This window comes from Mycetocola tolaasinivorans, assembly GCF_003667565.1.
Lineage (GTDB): Bacteria > Actinomycetota > Actinomycetes > Actinomycetales > Microbacteriaceae > Mycetocola > Mycetocola tolaasinivorans.
In genome coordinates this window covers 87,797-108,025 of record NZ_RCUX01000009.1, presented here as the reverse complement: position 1 = coordinate 108,025, position 20,229 = coordinate 87,797, and the positions used below count along the sequence as shown (strand labels likewise).

At 66.5% G+C, this 20,229-nt stretch carries 17 protein-coding genes; 12 read left to right on the top strand and 5 right to left on the bottom strand.

Annotation, left to right across the window (positions count from 1 at the left end; genetic code table 11):
* The first annotated feature begins 67 nt into the window (after positions 1-67).
* The 4 genes from D9V32_RS12200 (at position 68) to infB (ending at position 6,029) form a co-directional block, all read left to right on the top strand.
* Complete coding sequence (locus D9V32_RS12200; protein WP_121649194.1) at positions 68-1,630, top strand: FAD-binding oxidoreductase; 1,563 nt, start codon at positions 68-70, stop codon at positions 1,628-1,630.
* Between the two features lie 143 nt (positions 1,631-1,773).
* Positions 1,774-2,763: a transcription termination factor NusA gene (gene nusA / locus D9V32_RS12195; protein ID WP_121649193.1), complete on the top strand. Its 990-nt coding sequence runs from the start codon at positions 1,774-1,776 to the stop codon at positions 2,761-2,763.
* 94 nt (positions 2,764-2,857) lie between these two features.
* Positions 2,858-3,103, top strand: coding sequence for a YlxR family protein (locus D9V32_RS12190; RefSeq protein WP_121649192.1), 246 nt, complete (start codon positions 2,858-2,860; stop codon positions 3,101-3,103).
* Positions 3,104-3,188: 85 nt separating this feature from the next.
* Positions 3,189-6,029: a translation initiation factor IF-2 gene (gene infB, locus D9V32_RS12185; protein WP_245982305.1), complete on the top strand. Its 2,841-nt coding sequence runs from the start codon at positions 3,189-3,191 to the stop codon at positions 6,027-6,029.
* Positions 6,030-6,107: 78 nt separating this feature from the next.
* On the opposite strand, the gene D9V32_RS12180 is transcribed toward infB, so the two are convergent.
* On the bottom strand, positions 6,108-6,743 hold the full coding sequence (locus D9V32_RS12180; protein WP_121649190.1) for a TetR/AcrR family transcriptional regulator: 636 nt from the start codon (positions 6,741-6,743) through the stop codon (positions 6,108-6,110).
* Between the two features lie 8 nt (positions 6,744-6,751).
* A complete protein-coding gene (locus D9V32_RS12175) occupies positions 6,752-8,602 on the bottom strand; it encodes a glycoside hydrolase family 3 protein (protein WP_121649189.1) in 1,851 nt (616 codons plus the stop codon).
* Between the two features lie 164 nt (positions 8,603-8,766).
* Between D9V32_RS12175 and D9V32_RS12170 the strand changes: the two genes are divergently transcribed.
* The 3 genes from D9V32_RS12170 (at position 8,767) to rbfA (ending at position 11,486) form a co-directional block, all read left to right on the top strand.
* Positions 8,767-10,095, top strand: a complete 1,329-nt coding sequence (locus D9V32_RS12170) for an MFS transporter (protein ID WP_121649188.1) — start codon at positions 8,767-8,769, stop codon at positions 10,093-10,095.
* The gene (locus D9V32_RS12165; protein WP_121649187.1) at positions 10,092-10,880 is read left to right on the top strand and encodes a tyrosine-protein phosphatase; all 789 of its coding nucleotides are present in this window, start codon (positions 10,092-10,094) and stop codon (positions 10,878-10,880) included. The genes D9V32_RS12170 and D9V32_RS12165 overlap by 4 nt, the downstream gene beginning before the upstream one ends.
* A 174-nt stretch (positions 10,881-11,054) precedes the next feature.
* Complete coding sequence (gene rbfA, locus D9V32_RS12160) at positions 11,055-11,486, top strand: 30S ribosome-binding factor RbfA (protein WP_121649186.1); 432 nt, start codon at positions 11,055-11,057, stop codon at positions 11,484-11,486.
* 66 nt (positions 11,487-11,552) lie between these two features.
* Here rbfA and D9V32_RS12155 read toward each other — a convergent pair whose 3' ends face one another.
* Complete coding sequence (locus tag D9V32_RS12155; RefSeq protein WP_121649185.1) at positions 11,553-12,587, bottom strand: zinc-dependent alcohol dehydrogenase; 1,035 nt, start codon at positions 12,585-12,587, stop codon at positions 11,553-11,555.
* A 383-nt stretch (positions 12,588-12,970) separates the two neighbouring features.
* Here D9V32_RS12155 and D9V32_RS12150 point away from each other — a divergent pair, with 383 nt between their 5' ends.
* The 5 genes from D9V32_RS12150 to D9V32_RS12130 all read left to right on the top strand — a co-directional run bounded on the left by D9V32_RS12150 (position 12,971) and on the right by D9V32_RS12130 (position 18,340).
* Complete coding sequence (locus D9V32_RS12150; RefSeq protein ID WP_121649184.1) at positions 12,971-14,074, top strand: sugar ABC transporter substrate-binding protein; 1,104 nt, start codon at positions 12,971-12,973, stop codon at positions 14,072-14,074.
* Positions 14,075-14,222: 148 nt separating this feature from the next.
* On the top strand, positions 14,223-15,284 hold the full coding sequence (locus tag D9V32_RS12145) for an ABC transporter permease (protein ID WP_121649183.1): 1,062 nt from the start codon (positions 14,223-14,225) through the stop codon (positions 15,282-15,284).
* Positions 15,284-16,804 carry a sugar ABC transporter ATP-binding protein gene (locus D9V32_RS12140; protein ID WP_121649182.1) on the top strand — a complete coding sequence of 507 codons (1,521 nt, stop codon included), beginning with the start codon at positions 15,284-15,286 and terminating at the stop codon, positions 16,802-16,804. Before D9V32_RS12145 ends, D9V32_RS12140 begins: the two co-directional genes overlap by 1 nt.
* 3 nt (positions 16,805-16,807) lie before the next feature.
* Positions 16,808-17,797: an ABC transporter permease gene (locus tag D9V32_RS12135; RefSeq protein ID WP_121649181.1), complete on the top strand. Its 990-nt coding sequence runs from the start codon at positions 16,808-16,810 to the stop codon at positions 17,795-17,797.
* Between the two features lie 24 nt (positions 17,798-17,821).
* Positions 17,822-18,340, top strand: coding sequence for a VOC family protein (locus D9V32_RS12130; protein WP_121649180.1), 519 nt, complete (start codon positions 17,822-17,824; stop codon positions 18,338-18,340).
* Positions 18,341-18,417: 77 nt separating this feature from the next.
* On the opposite strand, the gene D9V32_RS12125 is transcribed toward D9V32_RS12130, so the two are convergent.
* Together D9V32_RS12125 and D9V32_RS12120 are read right to left on the bottom strand one after the other, a co-directional pair.
* On the bottom strand, positions 18,418-19,149 hold the full coding sequence (locus D9V32_RS12125; protein ID WP_121649179.1) for an SDR family oxidoreductase: 732 nt from the start codon (positions 19,147-19,149) through the stop codon (positions 18,418-18,420).
* A gap of 88 nt (positions 19,150-19,237) precedes the next feature.
* Positions 19,238-20,215 carry an aldo/keto reductase gene (locus D9V32_RS12120; RefSeq protein ID WP_121649178.1) on the bottom strand — a complete coding sequence of 326 codons (978 nt, stop codon included), beginning with the start codon at positions 20,213-20,215 and terminating at the stop codon, positions 19,238-19,240.
* Between the last annotated feature and the right edge of the window lie 14 nt (positions 20,216-20,229).

Genomic DNA, 20,229 nt, shown 5'->3' with positions numbered 1-20,229 from the left:
GGTTTCGCGGCGGTGCACGCGCTAGCCTGACACCAGAACCGCGGGATCGGGCAGGAAAGAGGGACTCATGGAGCTCAGCCGTCGACACCTACTGACACTCGGTGCACTCGGCACCCTCGCGCTCGCGGGGTGTGCGCCGCGCCCCTCGCCCAGCCCCAGCCCCACGCTTACCCCGAGTGGCAGCCCGAGTCCCAGCGTCGGTGGGCCCCCGGACTGGGACGCCCTCGCGCAGAGCCTCGGCGACCGCCTACTCCGCCCGGGCAGCGACGCCTATCGCGCCGCCGTGCCCACCGAGATTCCGGTGTATGACGGAGCCGCGCCGCCCGCGATCGTCCGCGCTCGTGACGCCGGGGACGTCGCCACCGCGGTGAGCTTTGCCGCGGCCTCCGGCCTGCGCATAGCCGTTCGTTCCGGCGGCCACAACTATGCGGGCTGGTCGAGCGGCGGCGGCGGGAACACCGGGCTGCCCGAGGAGCTCGTGATCAACGTGCGCGCGCTCGATGCGGTGGAGGTGGACGCCGGTACCGGCATCGCTCGGATCGGGGCCGGTGCCCCGCTCGCGCTCGTCTACGAAAAGCTCGCGGGCGCCGGTCGCGCGATCGGCGGGGGGAGCTGCGGCAGCGTGGGTATCGGCGGGCTCGCGAGCGGCGGCGGCGTGGGTGTGCTCGCCCGCGCATTCGGGCTGACCTCGGACCAGGTCGCCGCGATCGACATCGTGACCCCGGACGGCAAAACCCGCACCGTGGATGCCCAGCACGACCCGGACATCTTCTGGGCCTGCCGCGGCGGTGGGGGAGGCCTCCTCGGGGTCGTCACCGCCTTCCACCTGAACACCAAGCCCGCACCCGGCGTGACGATGTACTTCCTCTCCTGGGATGCGGCCGCCGCGCCCGCGGTCATTGCGGCCTGGCAGGAGTGGGCCCCGCGGGCAGATCCGCAGCTGTGGTCCACGCTCAAGCTCCTGACCGGCTCGAACCATCCAACCGGTGCCTCGCTCAGCGTTTCTGGCACCTGGATCGGCCCGGTCGGTGGTCACACCGCGGCGCTCGCCGGTCTGCTGGGGCGCGTGCCCGCCCCCACACGTAACCAGGCTACCCGGCACGAGTACCTCGACGCGATGATGCGCTACGCCGGCTGCGCCGGATCCAGTGCCGCCGAGTGCGTCTCGGGCCCGGGCGGAAAGCTCATTCGCACATCGTTTGCGGCCACCTCGGGCATCGCGACCCGGGCGCTCAGCGCCACGGAAATCGCGGCGGTGATTCAGCAGACCGAAACGCTCGGCCGCGTCTCCGGCGTCACCGAGGGTGGTTTCTCGTTTGATGCGCTGGGCGGGGTCATCGACGACGTGGCGGCCGACGCGACCGCGTTTGGCCATCGCGGCGCACTGTTTAGCGCGCAGTACACGGCGAACTTTGCCGACGGCGCAAACCCCGATCCCTTCCATCAGGCCGTCCGTGCGCTGCGGGCGGTAACCACCGCGGCCTGGGGCCCCGGGGCGTACGTGAACTACCCCGATGCGCGCCTCGAAAGCCCCGCTACCGCGTATTTTGGAGACAACGCCGCACGGCTTCGAAAGGTTCGCGCGAGCATCGACCCGCGCGGGGTGTTCCCCGCCTGGCAGCTGGGATAACGATTAATTTCCGGGAGTTCCCCGAAACTTTCTGACTTCACACCAAACGGGGTAACAAGCGCGGCTAAAATCCGGTACGGTTATAGATCGACCCCGCGCCAGAGTGCAGGGTTCTGTGTAGCTGAATATAGAGGAGGCCTCCGATGGATATCGACCTCAGTGTGTTGAAGATGACCGAGCGGGAAACCGAAATCCCGTTCGACGAACTGGCGGGGATTATTGAGCAGGCCATCCTCACGGCCTACCTCAAGCACGTCACCCAGGAGGGCGAGGCCGAGCCGTCGGCCCGCGTGCACCTCGACCGCAAGACCGGCCACGTGGCCGTGCTCCTGCCCGAGCTTGATGAAGAGGGCGAGATCGTCGGCGAGTCCGAGGCTAACCTCGATGACTTCGGCCGTATCGCCGCCTACGCGGCCAAGCAGGTCATCACCCAGCGCCTGCGCGACATCGCGGATGACGGCGTACTGGGCGAGTTCAAGGACCGCGAGGGAGACATCGTTGCCGGTGTCATCCAGCAGGGCCCGAACCCCAAGATGATCCACATCGACCTCGGCACCGTCGAGGCGATCCTGCCCCCCGAGGAGCAGGTACCGGGCGAGGACTACTCGCACGGTCGCCGCATCCGCGTGTACGTCACCGCGGTGGCCAAGGGCAACAAGGGCCCGCAGATCACGGTGTCGCGTACCCACCCGGGTCTCGTGCGCAAGCTGTTCGCGCTCGAGGTTCCCGAGATCGCCAGCGGTCTGGTGGAGATCGTGTCGCTCGCTCGCGAGGCCGGCCACCGCACCAAGATCGCCGTGCGCGCCACCGACTCCTCGATCAACGCCAAGGGCGCCTGCATCGGTGAGATGGGCCGCCGCGTGCGCGCCGTCAACGAGGAGCTTGGCAACGAGAAGATCGACATCGTCGACTACTCGCCGAACCTCGCGACGTTCGTTTCGAACGCCCTGTCGCCGGCAAAGGTGTCCAGCGCGTTCGTGCTGGACGAGTCGATCAAGGCCGTGCGTGCCCTGGTTCCGGACTTCCAGCTGTCCCTTGCCATCGGCAAGGAGGGCCAGAACGCGCGACTCGCCGCCAAGCTCACCGGCGCGAAGATCGATATTCAGCCGGACAGCATTCTCGAAGACGACTAGGTTCGCCTAAAACGCGGCGCTCGGTTCCCGAGCGCCGCGTTCTTCGCCGAGCGCGAATCGCCGAGGAGTGGCGAGAGCCCACAAAGGGGGTAAGATGGAACCCGTTAGAACGTGCGTTGGATGCCGTACTCGCGATGCACGATCCTCCCTGTTGAGGGTTGTGCTGCGGGGAAATGCGCTGTGTGTTGACGAAACCGCATCGCTCCCCGGACGTGGAGCCTGGGTGCATCCGACACTGCAGTGCTTTGGTACGGCAATCAAGCGACGGGCCTTCGGCCGGGCGCTTCGATTTACCGGAGCGCTCGACGTGCAAACCCTAGAGAACAGGCTGAATGGCTAATGGATAACTAATGAGCGGCTCGAAATGAGACCCGTCCGTTACTAATGGTCTGCCCACTGTCTGGGCAGGCCCAGACAGGAGAGAAGTGGCTGTAAAACAGCGCGTGCACGAAATCGCTGCAGAGCTGAACGTGGACAGCAAGGTTGCCCTTGCAAAGCTTAAGGAGCTTGGCGAGTTCGTCAAGTCCCCGTCCTCGACGATTGAACCCCCCGTAGTACGTAAGCTGCGCGAGGCGCTCATCGCTGATGGCGCTGCCGGTGCCCCCGCACCCGCAGCAACCCCGGCTACCCCGGCAGCGGCCAAGCCCGCCGCCGCGAAGCCGGCTACCCCCGCCGCGGCGAAGCCCGCCGCAGCAACCCCCGCCGAGGCAAAGCCCGCAGCAGCGAAGCCTGCCGCGGCGAAGCCCGCAGCGGCCAAGCCCGCCGCAGCGAAGCCCGCTGCCGAGGCAGCCCCGGCCGCCGAGGCAAAGCCCGCAGCAGCGAAGCCCGCTGCCGCGAAGCCCGCGGCAGCTAAGCCCGCCGCAGCAGCCGGTTCGGCCGCAAAGCCCGGCGCTCCGCGTCCGGGCAACAACCCGTTTGCTTCCTCGCAGGGCATGGGGCAGCAGCCCCCTCGCCCCGCGGGCACCCCGCGTCCGGGTAACAACCCGTTCGCTTCCTCGCAGGGTATGGGCCAGCGCCCGACCCCGGGTAACATCCCCCGCCCGCAGGCTCCGCGCCCGCAGGCTCCCCGTCCCGGTTCGCCGCGTCCCGGCGCTCCGCGTCCGGGTGGTGCGGGTCGTCCCGGCGGTGCCGGTGGTGGCTTCCAGCGCCCCGCTGGTGGTGCCGGTCGTCCCGGTGGCTTCCAGCGTCCCGGCGGTGCCGGTGCTGGTGCCGGTGCGGGTGCTCCCGCAGCCGGTGGTTTCCAGCGTCCCGGCGGTGGCTTTAGCGGCCCCCGTCCCGGTGGCGGTGGCGGTCGTGGCCGTGGCCCCGGTGGTGGTACCGCCGGTGCGTTCGGTCGCGGTGGCGGCAAGAGCAAGGCACGGAAGTCGAAGCGGACGAAGCGGGCAGAATTCGAGCTGCGGGAAGCCCCGTCGCTCGGTGGTGTCTCGGTTCCCCGCGGTGATGGATCGACCCCGATCCGTCTGCGCCGCGGTGCGTCGATCGCCGACTTCGCCGACAAGATCGAGGCCCTGACCGGTTTCCCGGTTCAGCCCGGTAACCTCGTCACGGTTCTGTTCCACCTCGGTGAGATGGCAACCGCGACCGAGTCGCTGGACGAGGGCACCTTCGACGTGCTCGGTTCCGAGCTCGGCTACAAGATCCACATGGTTTCCCCCGAGGACGAGGACCGCGAGCTGCTCGACGGCTTCGACATCGACCTGGACGGCGAGCTGGAGGCCGAGACCGACGAAATGCTGGAGGCTCGTCCCCCGGTTGTGACCGTCATGGGTCACGTTGACCACGGTAAGACCAGCCTGCTCGACGCCATCCGCAACGCGGATGTCGGTAAGGGCGAGGCCGGTGGAATCACCCAGCACATCGGTGCGTACCAGGTGCAGACCACCCACGAGGGCATCGAACGTAAGATCACCTTCATTGACACCCCGGGTCACGAGGCGTTCACCGCCATGCGTGCCCGTGGTGCTCAGGTCACCGACATCGCGATCCTCGTGGTCGCGGCGGACGACGGCATCATGCCGCAGACCGTTGAGGCCCTGAACCACGCCCAGGCAGCGAACGTGCCGATCGTGGTCGCAGTGAACAAGATCGATAAGGACGGCGCTAACTCGGCCAAGGTGCGTCAGCAGCTGACCGAGTACGGCCTGGTTTCCGAAGAGTACGGTGGAGACGTCATGTTCGTCGACGTCTCGGCTCGCAAGAACATCGGTATCACCGACCTGCTCGACGCCGTTCTGCTCACCGCAGACGCCGGCCTCGACATGCGTGCAAACCCGAACAAGGACGCCCGCGGTGTGGCCATTGAGGCCAAGCTGGACAAGGGTCGTGGTTCGGTTGCGACCGTGCTGATCCAGTCCGGTACCCTCCGCGTCGGTGACGCCATCGTCGCCGGTACCGCCTACGGTCGCGTTCGTGCCATGGCAGACGAGAACGGCAACCCGGTTGCCGAGGCCGGTCCCTCGCGTCCGGTGCAGGTGCAGGGTCTCTCCAGCGTTCCGCGCGCCGGTGACACCTTCATCGTCACCGAAGAGGACCGCACCGCCCGTCAGATCGCCGAGAAGCGTGAGGCCGCCGAGCGTAACGCTCAGCTGGCCAAGGCTCGCAAGCGCATCAGCCTGGAAGACTTCACCCGTGCACTCGAAGAGGGCAAGGTTGAATCGCTCAACCTCATCATCAAGGGTGACGTTTCCGGTGCCGTTGAGGCCCTGGAAGAGTCGCTGCTCAAGATCGAGGTCGACGACAGCGTTCAGCTGCGCATCATCCACCGCGGTGTGGGTGCGGTCACCGAGTCGGACGTCAACCTGGCGACCATCGACAACGCGATCATCATCGGCTTCAACGTGCGCCCCGACACGAAGGCGCGCGAGCGTGCCGCTCGTGAGGGTGTTGACATCCGCTTCTACTCGGTGATCTACAACGCCCTCGAGGACGTAGAGAACTCGCTGAAGGGTATGCTCAAGCCCGAGTACGAAGAGGTTCAGTCCGGTGTGGCCGAGATCCGCGAGGTCTTCCGCTCCTCCAAGTTCGGAAACATCGCTGGTGTTATCGTTCGCTCCGGTACGATCACTCGAAACGCTAAGGCTCGCGTTATCCGCGACGGCGTTGTGGTGGGCGACAACCTCGCCATCGAGTCGCTGCGTCGCTTCAAGGACGATGTCACCGAGGTCCGTACGGACTTCGAGGCCGGTATCGGCCTGGGCAAGTTCAACGACATTCAGATCGGTGACGAGATTGAGACCACCGAAATGAAGGAGAAGCCGCGCGTCTAATCCCGCCGGCTCGTCCATACGACTCCGCCCCCGACACCTCACGGTGCCGGGGGCGGAGTCGTTTAAGGCCGATCGGATCTAGCCAGTGAGCGCAACCGACGCGTAGAGACGGTTCAGGGCGCGGGTGAAGACGGGGATGTAGTCGACGCCCTCGGGGTAGACCACGACCTGCCCACGCACGCCCTCGTTGAGGGCGAGGGCCTCCAAGACAAACTGGGTGGGATCGGTGTCTGCGGCGATCTCACCGGTGTCGATCCCGCGCTGGACGATGGGCACGAGGGTGCTTAGCGAGGTGGAGAGCACGTGGCGCAGGTGCCCGCTGGCGGGGCTGTCCTCCAGAAGCGCTTCACCGCTCAGGACGGCGCGGAAGCGCAGCAGCGCGGGTTCTTCGGCGGCAGAGGCGGCGCCGGCGATGAGGCGATCCATGAGGTCGCGCACGCTGGTCGCGGCCGAGGGATCGTGGCGGGCGTAGGCATCCTCACGGTGTGAGACCACCGCGTTGAAGAGGTTTTCCTTGCTGCCGAAGTGGTGGAGCACACCCGCATCCGTCACGCCCACCTCCGCGGCGATCTTCGCGATCGTCGCCCGCGTGTAGCCGACCCGGGCAAAGTGCTCCGCCGCAACCTCGATGATGCGGCGCTGACGCTTGAGCCCGCTCGGACGCGGGGTCTTCGCGGTCGTGGACCCGATGGCGGGGGATTCGGGTGTGCTCATCAAAACCTCTACTCGCTCGTGGGCCGCGGATTCTCGTGGGAGTGGTTCAGCGCGGGCCGGGAATTTCCCCCGGGCCAGACCAGGCCGTGCCCAAAAAGGAACACCGGGTCCACGGTATCGAATGGCACGTCGGTTCGAGAGGCCGCCACGGCGGTGGTGGACCGAGGCAGGTCAAACGGTAACGCGCCGTTTACCGGCTGATAACCAAAGATCGCATCGAGCACAATCTCGTCCTCGACACCGAACGTCCCGAGCAGGGCCGCGGCCGCCTCGGCCACCTCGGGCAGCGCGGTGGGGCGCTCCAGGTAGACATCGATCACCGTGGGTACCGCCCTGCACAGCGTCAGCAGGTGCTCGAGCTGGGCTGGGGGAAACTCCAGTGCGCCGTCGTGGAAGGCTCCGGCGAGCATGCCCTCGCGCTCCTCAAACGGCGCATCCACCCGCACAATGGCGAGGTCGGCCTCGGCCGGATCGGTGACGACCTCCGCATAGGCGGCGAGGGTGTCCGCGGGAATGCCCTCGGCGTAGACGCGCATGCCGGGGAGCCCTGGGGCCGATCCGGTGAGCGCCACGACGCTCGCCCGGCGGGTGGCGAGGGCCACCGCGCGGTGCTCGGCAGTGGTCGCGGGGAATGCAGCGCGGGTGGGGTCCACACGCACTGGGGCCAGGCTCACCGGGGCCAGTCTCACCGGAGTGCCCGTGGCGGCCGCGGCAGGCTGCTCCGTGAGGAGCCCCAGCGCCAGCCGGTCGGCGAGCACGCGGCGCACCGAGACGTCCAGCCTCTCCTCGGTCACCTCGCCTGCGGACACCGCATCAACGATCAGGGTGGGGTCATCCTCGCCGCCGAGCTGATCCACGCCCGCCGCGAACAGTCGCCCCACACGCTGAACGGGGGTGAGGTCCTCCACGCCCCAGGCACGTACCGGCAGCTCGATGCCGAGCGCGGGCAGGCGCATCCCGGTGACCACGTTGAAGTCGGTGACCACGAGGCCCTCGAAGCCGAGCTCGCCACGCAGCAGATCGGTGATGATCGAGCGGGCAAAGGCGAACCCCACGCTCTCGTGCGGGGTGCCGAGCGGTGCCGCGTAGCCGGGCATAACCCGGGTGGCACCGGCATCCAGGGCGTCCACGAACGGGCGCACGTGCTCGTTGAATCGGCCGCCCGGATACACCGTGTGCGCCCCCTCGGCGAAATGGGAGTCGAGTCCGTCTCGCTGCGGGCCGCCGCCGGGGAAGTGCTTGACCGTGGCGGCCACGCTCTGCGCACCCAGCACCTCGCCCTGTAGACCGCGCACCCAGGCGGCACTGATCTTGCCGGCCAGCTCCGGGTCCTCGCCAAACGTGCCCGAGATGCGGGCCCAGCGAGCCTCGGTTGCGAGGTCCGCCATCGGGTGCACGGCCACGCTGATGCCGCAGGCGCGCAGTTCGCGGGCCATGGCGCGGGCCGCGCGCTCGGTGAGCGCGGTGTCCCGGGTGGCGGCAAATCCGATCGGTTCGGGAAAGCGGCTGAGCCCCGAGCTCACCAGCGCGGTCTGCACGTTGAAGCGTGAGCCGTGGCGCGGATCCGAGGCCACCTGCACGGGCACCCCGAGGCGGGTTTGGGAAGCGAGGTCCTGCAGCGCGTTGTGCCAGGTCGCGATGGCCTCGGCGGAGGGCGCGTTCATCAGCAGGACCGAGGAGATTCCGCGGCCTACGATGAGCTCGGTCGCCGGCACAAAGCCGAACGGCGAGGCCGGATCATTCCCCTCCCAGAGGCGCCCATCGGGGTTCGCAACGATGCGCGCCACGCACAGTGCCGCGGCCTTTTCGGCGAGGGTCATCGAGGCGAGAATCCGCTCGATGAGGGGGATCTGAGTCATGCTGCTCCTAGTAGTTGCGACGGATGAGGGACCGTCTGTTGCCAGCCTAGGCAGCGATGGACAAGCGCTGGGCGAAGTTAACTTAGTGGTCACTAAGTCTTTTCCCGGTTGTTAACGTTCACTGCTGAACTGAGGCCAACTTCACGAAAGGAAGCCTCCCGCTCATGTCCCTCCCCACCCCGTCCGGCGCGGTTCCCATGCGCCGAATCCTCGCGTTCTCCCTCCTGGAGCTCGTCGCGCTGGGATCGCTCGCCACCCCACTCGTGGTGGGTCTCTCGCTGCGCGTCCTGCAGCTCGTGCCGGAGAGCGGTAAGGAGGCCGGGCTCGCCGCGGTCACCGCCGCGGGTGCGATCGCCGCGCTGCTGTCGAACCCGATCTTCGGGTACCTCTCCGACCGCACCACCGGCCGGTTTGGGCGTCGTCGCCCCTGGCTGGTAGCCGGCACCGCGCTCGGCCTTCTCGGGGCATTCGTGGCGACGTTCGCACCGAACCTCACCGTGCTGATCATCGCCTGGGTCATCGCGCAGATCGGCTACAACGCCGCCCTCGCCTCGCTCAGCGCCCTGCTCGCCGATCAGATTCCCGAGCAGCAGCGCGCCCGTGCCTCGGGCCTGTTTGGAGCGTTCGGCTTCCTGGGTCTGGTGCCGGCGCTGCTGGTCTCCACGATCTTCTCCGGCTCCATCGCCGTCATCATGCTCTTTATGCCCATCGTCGCGGTGGTGGTCACCCTCCTCGTGTGCTGGAAGATTCCGGACCCCGCGATCGAGGCTTCCTCGGTCCCGAAGGTGCGTCTGCGCACGGTGTTCACCGCGATGTTTGTGAACCCGTTCACCTACCCCCTGTTTACCCTCGCCTGGATCCAGCGTTTCGCGATGCAGTTCGGCTACACCGTGGTGGGTACCTTCGGCCTGTTCTACCTCATGCTGCGCCTCGGCCTCGATGCACCCCAGGCCACCCCGCTGGTCACGCTGTCGACCCTGCTGGGCGCAACCCTCAACTTCGTGGCCGCATTTGCTGGCGGCTACCTCGCCTCGCGTCGCGGCAACTACGCGCCCTTCCTCGTAGGGTCGGCCGTACTGCTCGCGATCAGCCTGATGATGAAGGCGTTCACCGACAGCCTCTCGGTGTTCTGGATCAGCACCGCCCTCGCCGGTTTTGCCCTCGGCTGCTACTACGCCGTGGACCTCGCAATTGCGCTGCGCACCATTCCGGCGCGGGATGCCGGCCGATACCTCGGTGTGTTCAACGTTGCGAAGACCCTGCCGCAGTCCCTCGCCCCGATTGCCGCACCGCTGATCATCATGATCGGTCACGGCGACCCGATCGCCGGCGGCGATAAGAACTACGCGGCCCTCTACATCGTGGCCACCGTGCTCGTGCTCGGCTCGCTGATCACCGTGCCGTGGCTGATGCCGGCGCTCCGCCGAGGCAAGACCGAGCCGGTAGCGGCCGATGCCGGTGCCGAGGTTCCGGCCGCCGAGGTGCGCGCATGAGCGACGAGCGGATCCCGCTGAGCGCAAGCTTCAACACCCGCGAAACCGCGGGGCTGCCGGTGAGAGGTGGCGGCTCGATTCGCGGGGGCGTCCTCTGGCGCTCGGATGCGGTGCCCGTGCTCACCGAGGCGGACCTCGCACTCATAGCGGGCCGGCTGTACACGGTGATCGATCTGCGCGGCGAAACCGAGCGTGCGGGCCTTCCGAGCGCGCTGGAATCCGTAGCCACCGAGCTACACCGGATCGATCTCGCGGCGGGTACGCTGCCGAGCGGTGGTTCCTCGGGTGAGACGGATACCGCCGCGATGCTCGCGCAGATTCCCTCGCTCGAAACCCTGTATCGGGGCATCCTCGCCGAGGCCGGGCCGGTCATTGCCGAGATCGCCCGGGCGGTGATCTCCACGGCTCCGCACGGGGCGACGCTGATCCACTGCACCGCGGGGAAGGACCGCACCGGCGTCACCGTCGCACTGCTGCTCGACGCGGTGGGCACCGAGCGTGCGGCCGTGGTGGCGAACTACGCGCAGACCGAGCGCAATCTTGCGGGGGAGTGGGCCGAGCGCATGTTCGCCGCGGTCTCCGCACACGGTGTTCCGCTGACCGAGTCGATTCGGGAGCTCGTATCGGCGAGCCCCGAGGCGGTCATGGCGGAACTGCTGTCGGGCCTTGATACCGAGTATCCGAACGCTTCCTCCGGGGCGCGCGGATACCTGGCGGCGCACGGCCTGACCGATGCCGAGCTGGAGGAACTCGACGCGGCGCTGGTCGCGCGCGAGCTCGCCTAACCGGTGTGCCCCCGTGCCGCGGGACGTCCTACGTGACGGCCCGCGGCACGGGGGCCTCGGTGTTCGCGCAGGGCGGTGCAAAAACCGCGTGTGTGGGTTCTGAACCGGGGGCGTCGCTGCCCTAGACTGGGGATGCCCTGCTGAGTCCGTCAGCGGGGAGGCAAGGAGATCATCATGGCTAACCCCCGCGCAAAGAAGCTGGCTGACCGCATCAAGGAGGTCATCGCTAAGCGACTGGACAAGGGTCTACGCGATCAGCGACTCGGCTTTGTCACCATTACCGACGTGCAGGTAACCGGCGACCTGCAGCACGCCTCCGTGTTCTACACGGTGTACGGCACCGACGAGGAGCGCGAGGACAGCGCCAAGGCGCTGGAGCGCGCCAAGGGCATGCTGCGCACCGAGGTCGGCCGCAACATCAACTCGCGGCTCACCCCGTCGCTCGAGTTCATCCTGGACGGCATCCCGGAGAACGCGAAGCACATCGAGGACCTGCTGCGTGAGGCACACGAGCGCGACACCGCGACCACCGCGCAGGCATCCACCGCGCAGTACGCCGGCGACGCCGACCCGTACGTAAAGCCCCGCGAGACCGAAGAAGACTAGTCTCTGCAGCGAAAAACCCCGCCCCCGATTGCTCGGGGGCGGGGTCTTTCGTAGGGAGAGTAACGCTTACGGGGTGATCAGTACCTTGACCTCGAGCCCGGTGAGCGAGGCGGCGAAAGCATCGGCCGCGCGCTCAAGGGGGAAGGTGTTGGTGATGATGATGTCCTCATCCACGCCACCGGCGGCGATGATCTCGATGGCCTCGGCGTAGTCCTCGGCAAGGTAGGTGGCCGCGCCCTGCAGCTTCACCTGCATGTCCTGCATTGCGGGCAGCGGAACGGTGACCGGACGCTGGGGGACGCCCACGACAACCACGGTGCCACCCTTGCCGGTGAGGGCGAAGGCGGAGTCGATGGTCGGCTGGATCGAGACGCAGTCAAACACCACGTCGGCGGTCTCGCCGAAGAACTCGTGAATGTCGGCAACCAGGGTGGGGGAGGCCGCGTCGAACACGGCGTCCGCGCCGGCCTTGAGCGCGTGCTCACGCTTCTGCTCGAGCATGTCGGTCATGACCACGGCGCGGGCACCGTGGAACTTCGCGGCGGCCAGCACGAGCAGGCCGATGGTGCCGCCACCGAGCACGGCAACGGTCTTGCCGGTCAGGTCGCCGGCGAGGCGCACGGCGTGCACCGGGGTGGCCAGCGGCTCGATGATCGCGGCCTGCTTATCCGTCATGCCGGCGGGGACGATGTGCAGGCGGTCGGCGGGCACGGTGAAGAGGTCGGCCATGCCACCCTCGCGGAAACCGCAGCCGAAGAAGCCGAGGTTGTTGCAGATGTTCTCGCGGCCGGTGCGGCACATCTTGCACTCGCCACAGGGGAGGGTGGGCTCGGGGGTAACGCGGTCGCCGACCTTGATGCCGGTGACGGCCGATCCCACGGCCTCCACGATGCCGACAACCTCGTGTCCGGGGTAGTACGGCGGCTTCATGACGGGGTGGTGTCCGCGCAGCGCGTGGGTGTCTGATCCGCAGACGCCCGAGACGAGCAGCGAGACCAGGGCCTCGTTCTCCAGAACCTCGGGAACTGCCTCGACAACGATCTCAAGGGTGTCTACGGCGCTGACTTTGACCCGACGACGGGTGGATTCGCTGATGCTCATGGTTTCCTTCGACATTGAATGTGAAAACGGGGATGTATGTAGTATAGCTACATTTTTGAGTCCGAGCGCGAGGGAATGCGAAAAAATCCGAGACGCGCGGAAACCGTGATGAAAACGCGATATTTCCGCACAGTTTCGCCTGTTTTGTGGGATTAGACGCGAAAATGGACACAAAAATCCCGCGGGAATGTGACGCAATCGGGGGTGATCGGCTTTACATCTACGTAGTCTTGCTACATAATCGCTTCCAGGGCAGCGGTTGCTCGGAGGATTCCTCGGTGAATCGATCCTAGTTCAGCGCCGCCCCGACTTATCTCACCGGTGAGACCGCCTTCCCCGCGCTCCTACCGGTCACAACGAAGTGAAGGAGCACTGAGGCATCAATGAACACATTCGGATCTCTTCCCCGCTGGGGAAAGCGCGCCGCGGGCGTCGCCACCATCATGGCCGTCGCAATTGGACTGGGCGCCTGCTCATCCGCCGCTGACGACAACAAGCCCGCCGCGAGCGGTGACAAGAGCGACGTCCTGCTGGTGCAGGGCATCCGCAGTCTCTCGAACTCGTACCACGCCAACTGGGCCGCCGGCGGCGACCTCTTCGGTGAGAGCGTGGGCAAGAAGGTCATCGTGCTCTCTGACGAGGCCGACTCGCAGAAGCAGCTGTCGCTCGTGAAGGGCCTCGCCGCCAAGGGCCAGGTCTACGCCCTGAACATCGACCCCAACACCTCCTCCGACACCGAGGCCATCGTGCGCACCGTCACCGAGGCCGGCGGATACGTCGTGACCCAGTGGAACAAGCCCGACGACCTGAACCCGTGGGACATCGGCGACCACTGGGTTGCCCACATCGGCTTCGACGGTACCGGTATCGGTAAGGACGTCTCGCAGACCCTGTTCGACTCGATGGGCGGCGAGGGCGGCATCATCGCCCTCCAGGGAATCCTCGACAACAAGCCGGCCAAGCAGCGCTTCGCCGGTCTGCAGGAGGCGCTGAAGGCCAACCCCGGCATCACCCTGCTGGATGACCAGACCGCAAACTGGAGCCGCACCGAGGCCCTCTCGGTCACCCAGACGCTGCTCGCCAAGCACGGCGACAAGGTCAAGGGTGTCTGGGCCGCAAACGACGAGATGGCCCTCGGTGCCCTGGAGGCCCTGAAGGCCGCGGGCCTCGCCGGCAAGGTGCCGATCATCGGCTTCGACGCCGTTCCGCAGGCCCTGGACGAGATCAAGAGCGGCACCAACAAGTACGTGGCCACCGTCTCGACCGACCCCTGGTGGCAGGGTGGCGCAGCACTCTCGCTCGCCTACAAGGCCGCGACCGGTGAGATCGACGTCTCCAAGCTCAGCCACGACCAGCGCGCGTTCTACGCCGAGCAGTCGATCGTGACCAAGGACAACGTCGAGAAGTACACCAAGGCCCCGACCCTGGAGGCACTGAAGCCCGACCTGGACGACCCGTTCAAGCGCTTCTCCGCTGCCATTAACTAGCGTTATCCCTTCCGTGAACCGGCCTGCTCAGGGCGGGCCGGTTCACGGCCGGATCCGCGGCGAATGCGACGCCGCGCCTCCGCACACCCCACCAGTATTCGCGGGCCGTATCCCCAGGCTCTGCCCGCACCCCTCCCGAAGGACACCGATGTCTCAATCCGGTCCCCAGGTTGCGGATTCCCCCGCAACCGGCACCCCCTCGCGGGCGTCCAGCCCCACGCCCCCGGATCCCACAGCGCCGAGCGGTTTCGCTCGGGTGCGGGGCCTGATCGGCGGCGGCGGTCCGGCCGTCGCACTCGTGGTTCTGATCGCCTTCTTCTCGATCGCCACCCCCAACTTCTTCTCCGTGTCGAACGCGTCGAGCCTGCTCAGCCAGCTCTCGATCCTGCTCGTCATCTCGATCGGCCTGACCTTCGTGATTCTGCTGGGCAGCCTGGACCTCTCGGTCGAGGGTGTCATGGCTTCCTCCTCGCTGGTCTTTGTGCTTCTTGCGGCCAATGATCGAAACGATTTGAGTCTCGGATTTGTCGCACTGATCGCCGGAGTCTTGACCGGCTCCCTGTTTGGCCTCCTCAACGGTGTGCTGCACGTGTACCTGAAGGTGCCGTCCTTCATGGTGACCCTCGGTACCGGCGCCATTGGTGTGGGCCTCGCGACCGTGCTGTTCGGTGGTCGTGCCCCGCGCCTCATGGACGACGGCCTGCGTGGCCTCGGGTTTGGTAACGTCGGCATCTTCCCCAAGCTCGCCCTCATCGCCATCCTGGTTCTGATCGTGGCGCTGCTCGTGCAGAAATTCACCCGCGTGGGCCGCTACGGCTACGCGATCGGTGGCGATGAACCCGTCGTACGCCTGTCCGGAGTGAACGTGGAGCGCTACAAGGTGCTCTCCTTTGTGCTGGCGGGTACCGGATCGGGTATCGCCGGTGTGATGGCCGCGATGCAGCTCGGCGTGGGCGACGTCTCGATCGGTGCCGGATTCCAGTTCACCGCGATCACCGCGGTGGTACTCGGTGGTACGGCCCTCGTGGGCGGTATCGGTGGCGTAGGCAAGACCCTGGTGGGTGCGGCGATCATCACCGTGCTGGCCAACGGCCTGATCCTGCTGGGTGTGAACCCGTACGTACAGATTTCCGTGCAGGGCCTGGTCATCGTGGTGGCCGTGGTTGCGACCGGCTGGTCGCTGCGCAAGCGAGTAAGGGCGATTAAGTAATGACCGATACCGTGCTGGAGGTTCGAAACCTCCGTAAAGAGTTCCGCGGGGTTGTGGCCCTCGATGACATTTCCTTCGAGCTGCGCCGCCACGAGGTGGTGGGCCTGATCGGTGAGAACGGTGCCGGCAAGTCGACCCTGCTGAAGGTGCTCTCGGGCATCTACAAGCCCGATGGCGGAGAGATCCTGCGCGAGGGCAAGAAGGTCACGTTCCGCACCGCCGCCGAGTCCGCCGCGGCAGGCATCGGAATGGTGCACCAGGAGCAGTCGCTGGTGACCTCGATCTCCGTGGCCGAGAACATCTTCCTCGGTGTGGAGGGTGCCGGAGTGGCCGCGGGCGTCTACCGCTGGGGCACGCTGCGCAAGCTCGCCCAGGATCAGCTCGACAAGATCGGCTCGCCGATCTCCCCGAAGACCAGGGTGGAGCACCTGACCTTTGCCGAACGGCAGATGGTGGAGCTTGCGAAGGCCCTCTCGGTGGAGGAGCGCGCGGATTCCGAGCCCGTCATCGTGCTCGACGAGCCCACGAGTGTGCTTGAGGGCGACGAGCTCGAGGTTCTCTTCGACCAGATCGACCGCCTGCGGAAGTTTGCCTCGATCGTGTTTGTCTCACACCGCCTCGACGAGGTGCTGCGCGTCTCCGACCGCGTGTACGTGTTCAAGGACGGCCAGTGCGTGGCCGTGCGTGACCGCTCCGAGGTCGACGTGGACGAGCTGCACCGCCTGATGGTGGGCCGCGAGAGCACCGCCGAGTTCTACCACGAGGCCAAGCAGACCGCCGTGATCGGTGAGCCGGTCCTGATGGAGGTCTCGAACCTCGGCAAGACCAAGGCGTTTGAGGATGTGAACTTCACGCTGCGTGCCGGCGAGGTGGTGGGTATCACCGGCGTTCTCGGCTCGGGCCGTGAGGAGCTCTCCCGCGTGCTGTTTGGTGCCGAGGGCTTCGACCAGGGCTCCATCACGCTCGGCGGTAAGACCGTGGGGCTGCGCTCGCCGGTGGAGGCCGTGCGCGCGGGTATCGGGTACATCCCGGCCGAGCGCCGGATCGAGGGTATCGCCCAGGGCCTATCGGTCCAGGAGAACATCTTCCTCGCTGACCCCTCCACCGTGAGTGCCGGTCCGTTCCTGAAGCCCCGCGCCGCCGCGGCCGCGGCCGATGAGTGGATTCGCAAGCTCAAGATCAAGACCCCGAACCGTGGCACAAACATCTCCAACCTCTCGGGTGGTAACCAGCAGAAGGCGGTGCTGGCCAAGTGGCTGACCTCGCCCAAGCTGAAGGTGCTGATCCTGGATCACCCCACCCGCGGCCTCGATGTTGGGGCCAAGGAGGACGTCTACGGCTTCATCCGTGAGCTGTGCGCCCGCGGCATCGGCGTGATCCTTCTCGCCGACACCCTCGAAGAAACCATCGCCCTCAGCCACACCATCCTCGTGATGCGCGATGGCCGAGTGCAGCAGACCTTTGACGCACACCCGGGCAACAAGCCCCGGCCCGTCGACCTCGTGGAAGGAATGGTCTAGGTCATGACGACGCAGACCCCGACTCGCCCCCGCGCCGCGGTGGCCTCCGGCATCACCGTGAAGGACCGCGTCATCGCGGTCTTCCCGCTCCTGGTGCTGATCGTGCTGGTGCTTCTCGTGCTCACCCAGCAGCCCAACTTCCTGAGCATCGCGAGTGTGCGCGGCCTGCTGGAGAGCATGGCCCCGATCCTGCTGCTCGCGATTGGGCAGACCTTTGTGATCCTCACCGGCGGTATCGACCTGTCGTTCGCCGTGGTGTCCTCGCTGAGCACGGTGCTCCTGGCACTGTGGCTCCCGGATATGGGTGTCGGCGCGCTGATCCTGGTGCCGATCCTCGCCTGCCTCACCGGTGTGCTCACCGGAACCGTGGTGGCGTTCGCGCAGATCCCCTCGTTTATCGTGTCCCTCGGCGCGATGGGGCTCTGGACCGGTGTGGCCCTCACGCTCTCCTCGGCCTCGACCATCCGCATCTCGGCGGGTTATGACGTTATCGGCTGGGTCACGGATATGCGCATCGGCGGACTGCCGGTGTCGGCGCTGATCGCGATCCTGCTGGCGATCATCATCTCGGTGGCCATCCGCGTGCTCAGCCGTGGTCGTGCGCTGCACACCATGGGTCTCGCGGAAAACGCCCTGCTGATGTCGGGTAACCCGACCCGCGCCTACCGCATCCTCGCGTTTGCGCTGTGTGGCCTGTTCTCGGGTCTCGCCGGTGTGGTGCTGGCCTCGAGCCAGTACTCGGGCGGCCCCTCGCTCGGTGACACCCTGATGCTGCCGGCCATCGCGGCGGTGGTGATCGGCGGAAACGCGATCACCGGTGGTGTGGGTGGCCCGCTGAAGACCCTCGTGGGTGCGCTCATCATCGTGGTGCTGCGCGTGGGTCTGAACGCCATCGGAATTGACCCGGCGTACGAGCAGATCATCTACGGTGCGGTCATCATCGGTGCCGTGGTGCTCACGATCGACCGTTCCCGCCTCGGCATCGTCAAATAGACCCCTCGTATTCAAAGGAGAATCATGACCAAGACACCCCGCCTGATCGATCACATCGGCATTCTCGTGGAAAACCTGGAGGAGTCGATCGTGGCCTGGGAAAAGGCCACCGGCTACACCTTCGGCCCGATCGGCCGCTATCGCACCGAGCGCTGGCGCGACCACAGCGACGCGACCCCGCACCCGCACGACGCCCGCATCTCGTTCTCGGCCGAGGGCCCGCCCTTCATCGAGCTGATGGAGTTCCACGGCGAGGGCACCCACTCGGCGAAGGAGGGCGAGGGCTTCCACCACTTCGGATTCCTCGACTACCCCGAGGTTGAGTCGAAGATGGCCGAGCTCGCCGAGGCCGGCATCGGCCACGACGGTGAGTCCCTGGACGAGGGCGGCCGCCCGATCCTCTGGTTCACCGAGAAGCGCGACCTGAACGGCATCCGCCTGGAGTTCGTTGCCGCCACCCCGCAGCCCGTGGTGGCCGATGACGGCTCCGAGCTGGCCGAGTCCCTGGTGACCCTGCCCGCCGGCTGGACCGACAAGGACTAGTACCGAACGCACAGAACGCCCGCTACTGAACACTCAATGAGTGCTCAGTAGCGGGCGTCCCGCGTTGCGGGACCTCGCTAGACCATGCCGCCGTTAGCGTAAATGGTCTGGCCGTTGATCCACCTACCCGGTCCGGCCAGAAGCGAAACCACCTCGGCGATGTCTCCGGGGGTTCCCAGACGCTCCAAAGGGTTCATCTTCGACATCCGATCGATGGTCTCCGGGTCCTTACCCTCAAGGAACAGAGCCGTTGCGGTGGGCCCGGGGGCTACCGCGTTCACCGTGATGTCGCGTCCGCGCAGCTCCTTGGCCAGCACGCTGCTGATAGCATCGACCGCACCCTTGGAGGCGGCGTACGCTGCGTAGCCGGGGAGGCCCAGCTTCTTCACCGACGTGGAGAAATTGATGATCGCGCCGCCGTTGCGTACGCGCCGAGCTGCCTCCTGATCCATCACGAAGGTACCGCGAATGTTTGTGCGGTGCATCCGATCCAGATCGTCCAGGTTGAAATCCGCGATCGGGCCCAGAATCATGATGCCCGCGGCATTCACCACCACGTCAACGCCACCGAACTCGCGTTCAACCTGATCGTAGGCTGCCCGCACCTGGTTCTCGTCGGCGATGTCCGTCTGGATCGACATGGCCCTGCCACCGGCAGCTTCGATTGCGTTGATCGTCTCTGCCGCGGCCTCGATGTTGCCCGCATAGAGGATTGCAACCGACTGGCCATCGGCGGCGAGCCGCTCTGCCACCGCCCGGCCGATTCCTCGTGAACCCCCGGTCACGATGGCTGTGCGCTGTGAAGACATACCTACTCCTATCTCGTTGTGTACAAGCGGATGGGTCACCCCACCCGCAACACTACGCGCCCAGCCCGCGGGCTGGGCGCGTAGTGCGCTACTGGTTGATTCCCGACAGATCGTTGTCGCCGTAGCGGTTACCCACGGCGGGAGTGAGCATATTCAGCGCGGTGAGCTGGGCCTCACTCAGTGTCAGGGCGTCGGCACCGGCATTTTCCTCGATTCGCGAGACACGCTTGGTGCCCGGGATCACCGCCAGGCTGGGGTGCCTGGTCAGCAGCCAGGCCAGGGCAACCTGTGCCGGAGTGGCGCTCGCGTCGGCGGCGATGCGCTCCACCTCGGTGACCAGCGCCAGGTTCGCGGTGAAGTTTTCCTCGCTAAAGCGCGGGTTGGTGAGGCGGAAATCATCGGCAGCGAAGTCGGCTCGCGAACGGAACTGGCCGGTCAAGAAACCTCGACCCAGCGGCGAGTACGCCACAAAACCAATGCCCAGCTCGGTCATCAGAGGCAGCACCTCGGCCTCGACATCGCGCGTCCACAGCGAGTACTCGGTCTGCAGCGCGGCAATGGGGTGCACCGCGTGGGCGCGGCGGATGGTCTCGAGGCCAGCCTCGGACAGACCGATGTTTCGGATCTTGCCCTCACTGACGAGCTCGGACAGCACACCGATGACATCCTCGATCGGGGTGGAGGGGTCCACACGGTGCTGGTAATACAGGTCGATGTAGTCGGTCTGCAGCCGGCGCAGTGAGCCTTCGACCGAGAGTCTGATGTTCTCCGGACGCGAGTCCAACCCGCGTTCAGCCGGTCCTACGTGAGAGATAAAGCCGAACTTGGTGGCCAGTACGACCTCGTCTCGGCGCCCGCGAATTGCCCGACCCACGAGCTCCTCGTTGGTGTAGGGGCCGTAGATTTCGGCGGTGTCGAGGAAGTCGACGCCGAGGTCCAGGGCGCGCTGAATGGTGCGCTCGGCCTCATCATCGAACTCACCGGCACCGGTGTAGTAGGCCGACATCGTCATGGCACCGAGGCCGACGCGGCTCACCTCAAGGTTTCCCAGAGTGGTTTTTTTCATAGTTTTTTCCCGTT

Excerpts from the sequence above, each read along its gene's own strand:
- D9V32_RS12155 (WP_121649185.1), bottom strand. The coding sequence starts at position 12,587 with ATGAGCATCAGCGAATCCACCCGTCGTCGGGTCAAAGTCAGCGCCGTA.
- rbfA (WP_121649186.1), top strand. The coding sequence starts at position 11,055 with ATGGCTAACCCCCGCGCAAAGAAGCTGGCTGACCGCATCAAGGAGGTC.
- D9V32_RS12200 (WP_121649194.1), top strand. The coding sequence starts at position 68 with ATGGAGCTCAGCCGTCGACACCTACTGACACTCGGTGCACTCGGCACC.
- D9V32_RS12180 (WP_121649190.1), bottom strand. The coding sequence starts at position 6,743 with ATGAGCACACCCGAATCCCCCGCCATCGGGTCCACGACCGCGAAGACC.
- D9V32_RS12120 (WP_121649178.1), bottom strand. The coding sequence starts at position 20,215 with ATGAAAAAAACCACTCTGGGAAACCTTGAGGTGAGCCGCGTCGGCCTC.
- D9V32_RS12125 (WP_121649179.1), bottom strand. The coding sequence starts at position 19,149 with ATGTCTTCACAGCGCACAGCCATCGTGACCGGGGGTTCACGAGGAATC.
- D9V32_RS12165 (WP_121649187.1), top strand. The coding sequence starts at position 10,092 with ATGAGCGACGAGCGGATCCCGCTGAGCGCAAGCTTCAACACCCGCGAA.
- D9V32_RS12150 (WP_121649184.1), top strand. The coding sequence starts at position 12,971 with ATGAACACATTCGGATCTCTTCCCCGCTGGGGAAAGCGCGCCGCGGGC.
- D9V32_RS12175 (WP_121649189.1), bottom strand. The coding sequence starts at position 8,602 with ATGACTCAGATCCCCCTCATCGAGCGGATTCTCGCCTCGATGACCCTC.
- nusA (WP_121649193.1), top strand. The coding sequence starts at position 1,774 with ATGGATATCGACCTCAGTGTGTTGAAGATGACCGAGCGGGAAACCGAA.
- D9V32_RS12145 (WP_121649183.1), top strand. The coding sequence starts at position 14,223 with ATGTCTCAATCCGGTCCCCAGGTTGCGGATTCCCCCGCAACCGGCACC.
- D9V32_RS12130 (WP_121649180.1), top strand. The coding sequence starts at position 17,822 with ATGACCAAGACACCCCGCCTGATCGATCACATCGGCATTCTCGTGGAA.
- D9V32_RS12135 (WP_121649181.1), top strand. The coding sequence starts at position 16,808 with ATGACGACGCAGACCCCGACTCGCCCCCGCGCCGCGGTGGCCTCCGGC.
- D9V32_RS12140 (WP_121649182.1), top strand. The coding sequence starts at position 15,284 with ATGACCGATACCGTGCTGGAGGTTCGAAACCTCCGTAAAGAGTTCCGC.
- D9V32_RS12170 (WP_121649188.1), top strand. The coding sequence starts at position 8,767 with ATGTCCCTCCCCACCCCGTCCGGCGCGGTTCCCATGCGCCGAATCCTC.
- D9V32_RS12190 (WP_121649192.1), top strand. The coding sequence starts at position 2,858 with ATGGAACCCGTTAGAACGTGCGTTGGATGCCGTACTCGCGATGCACGA.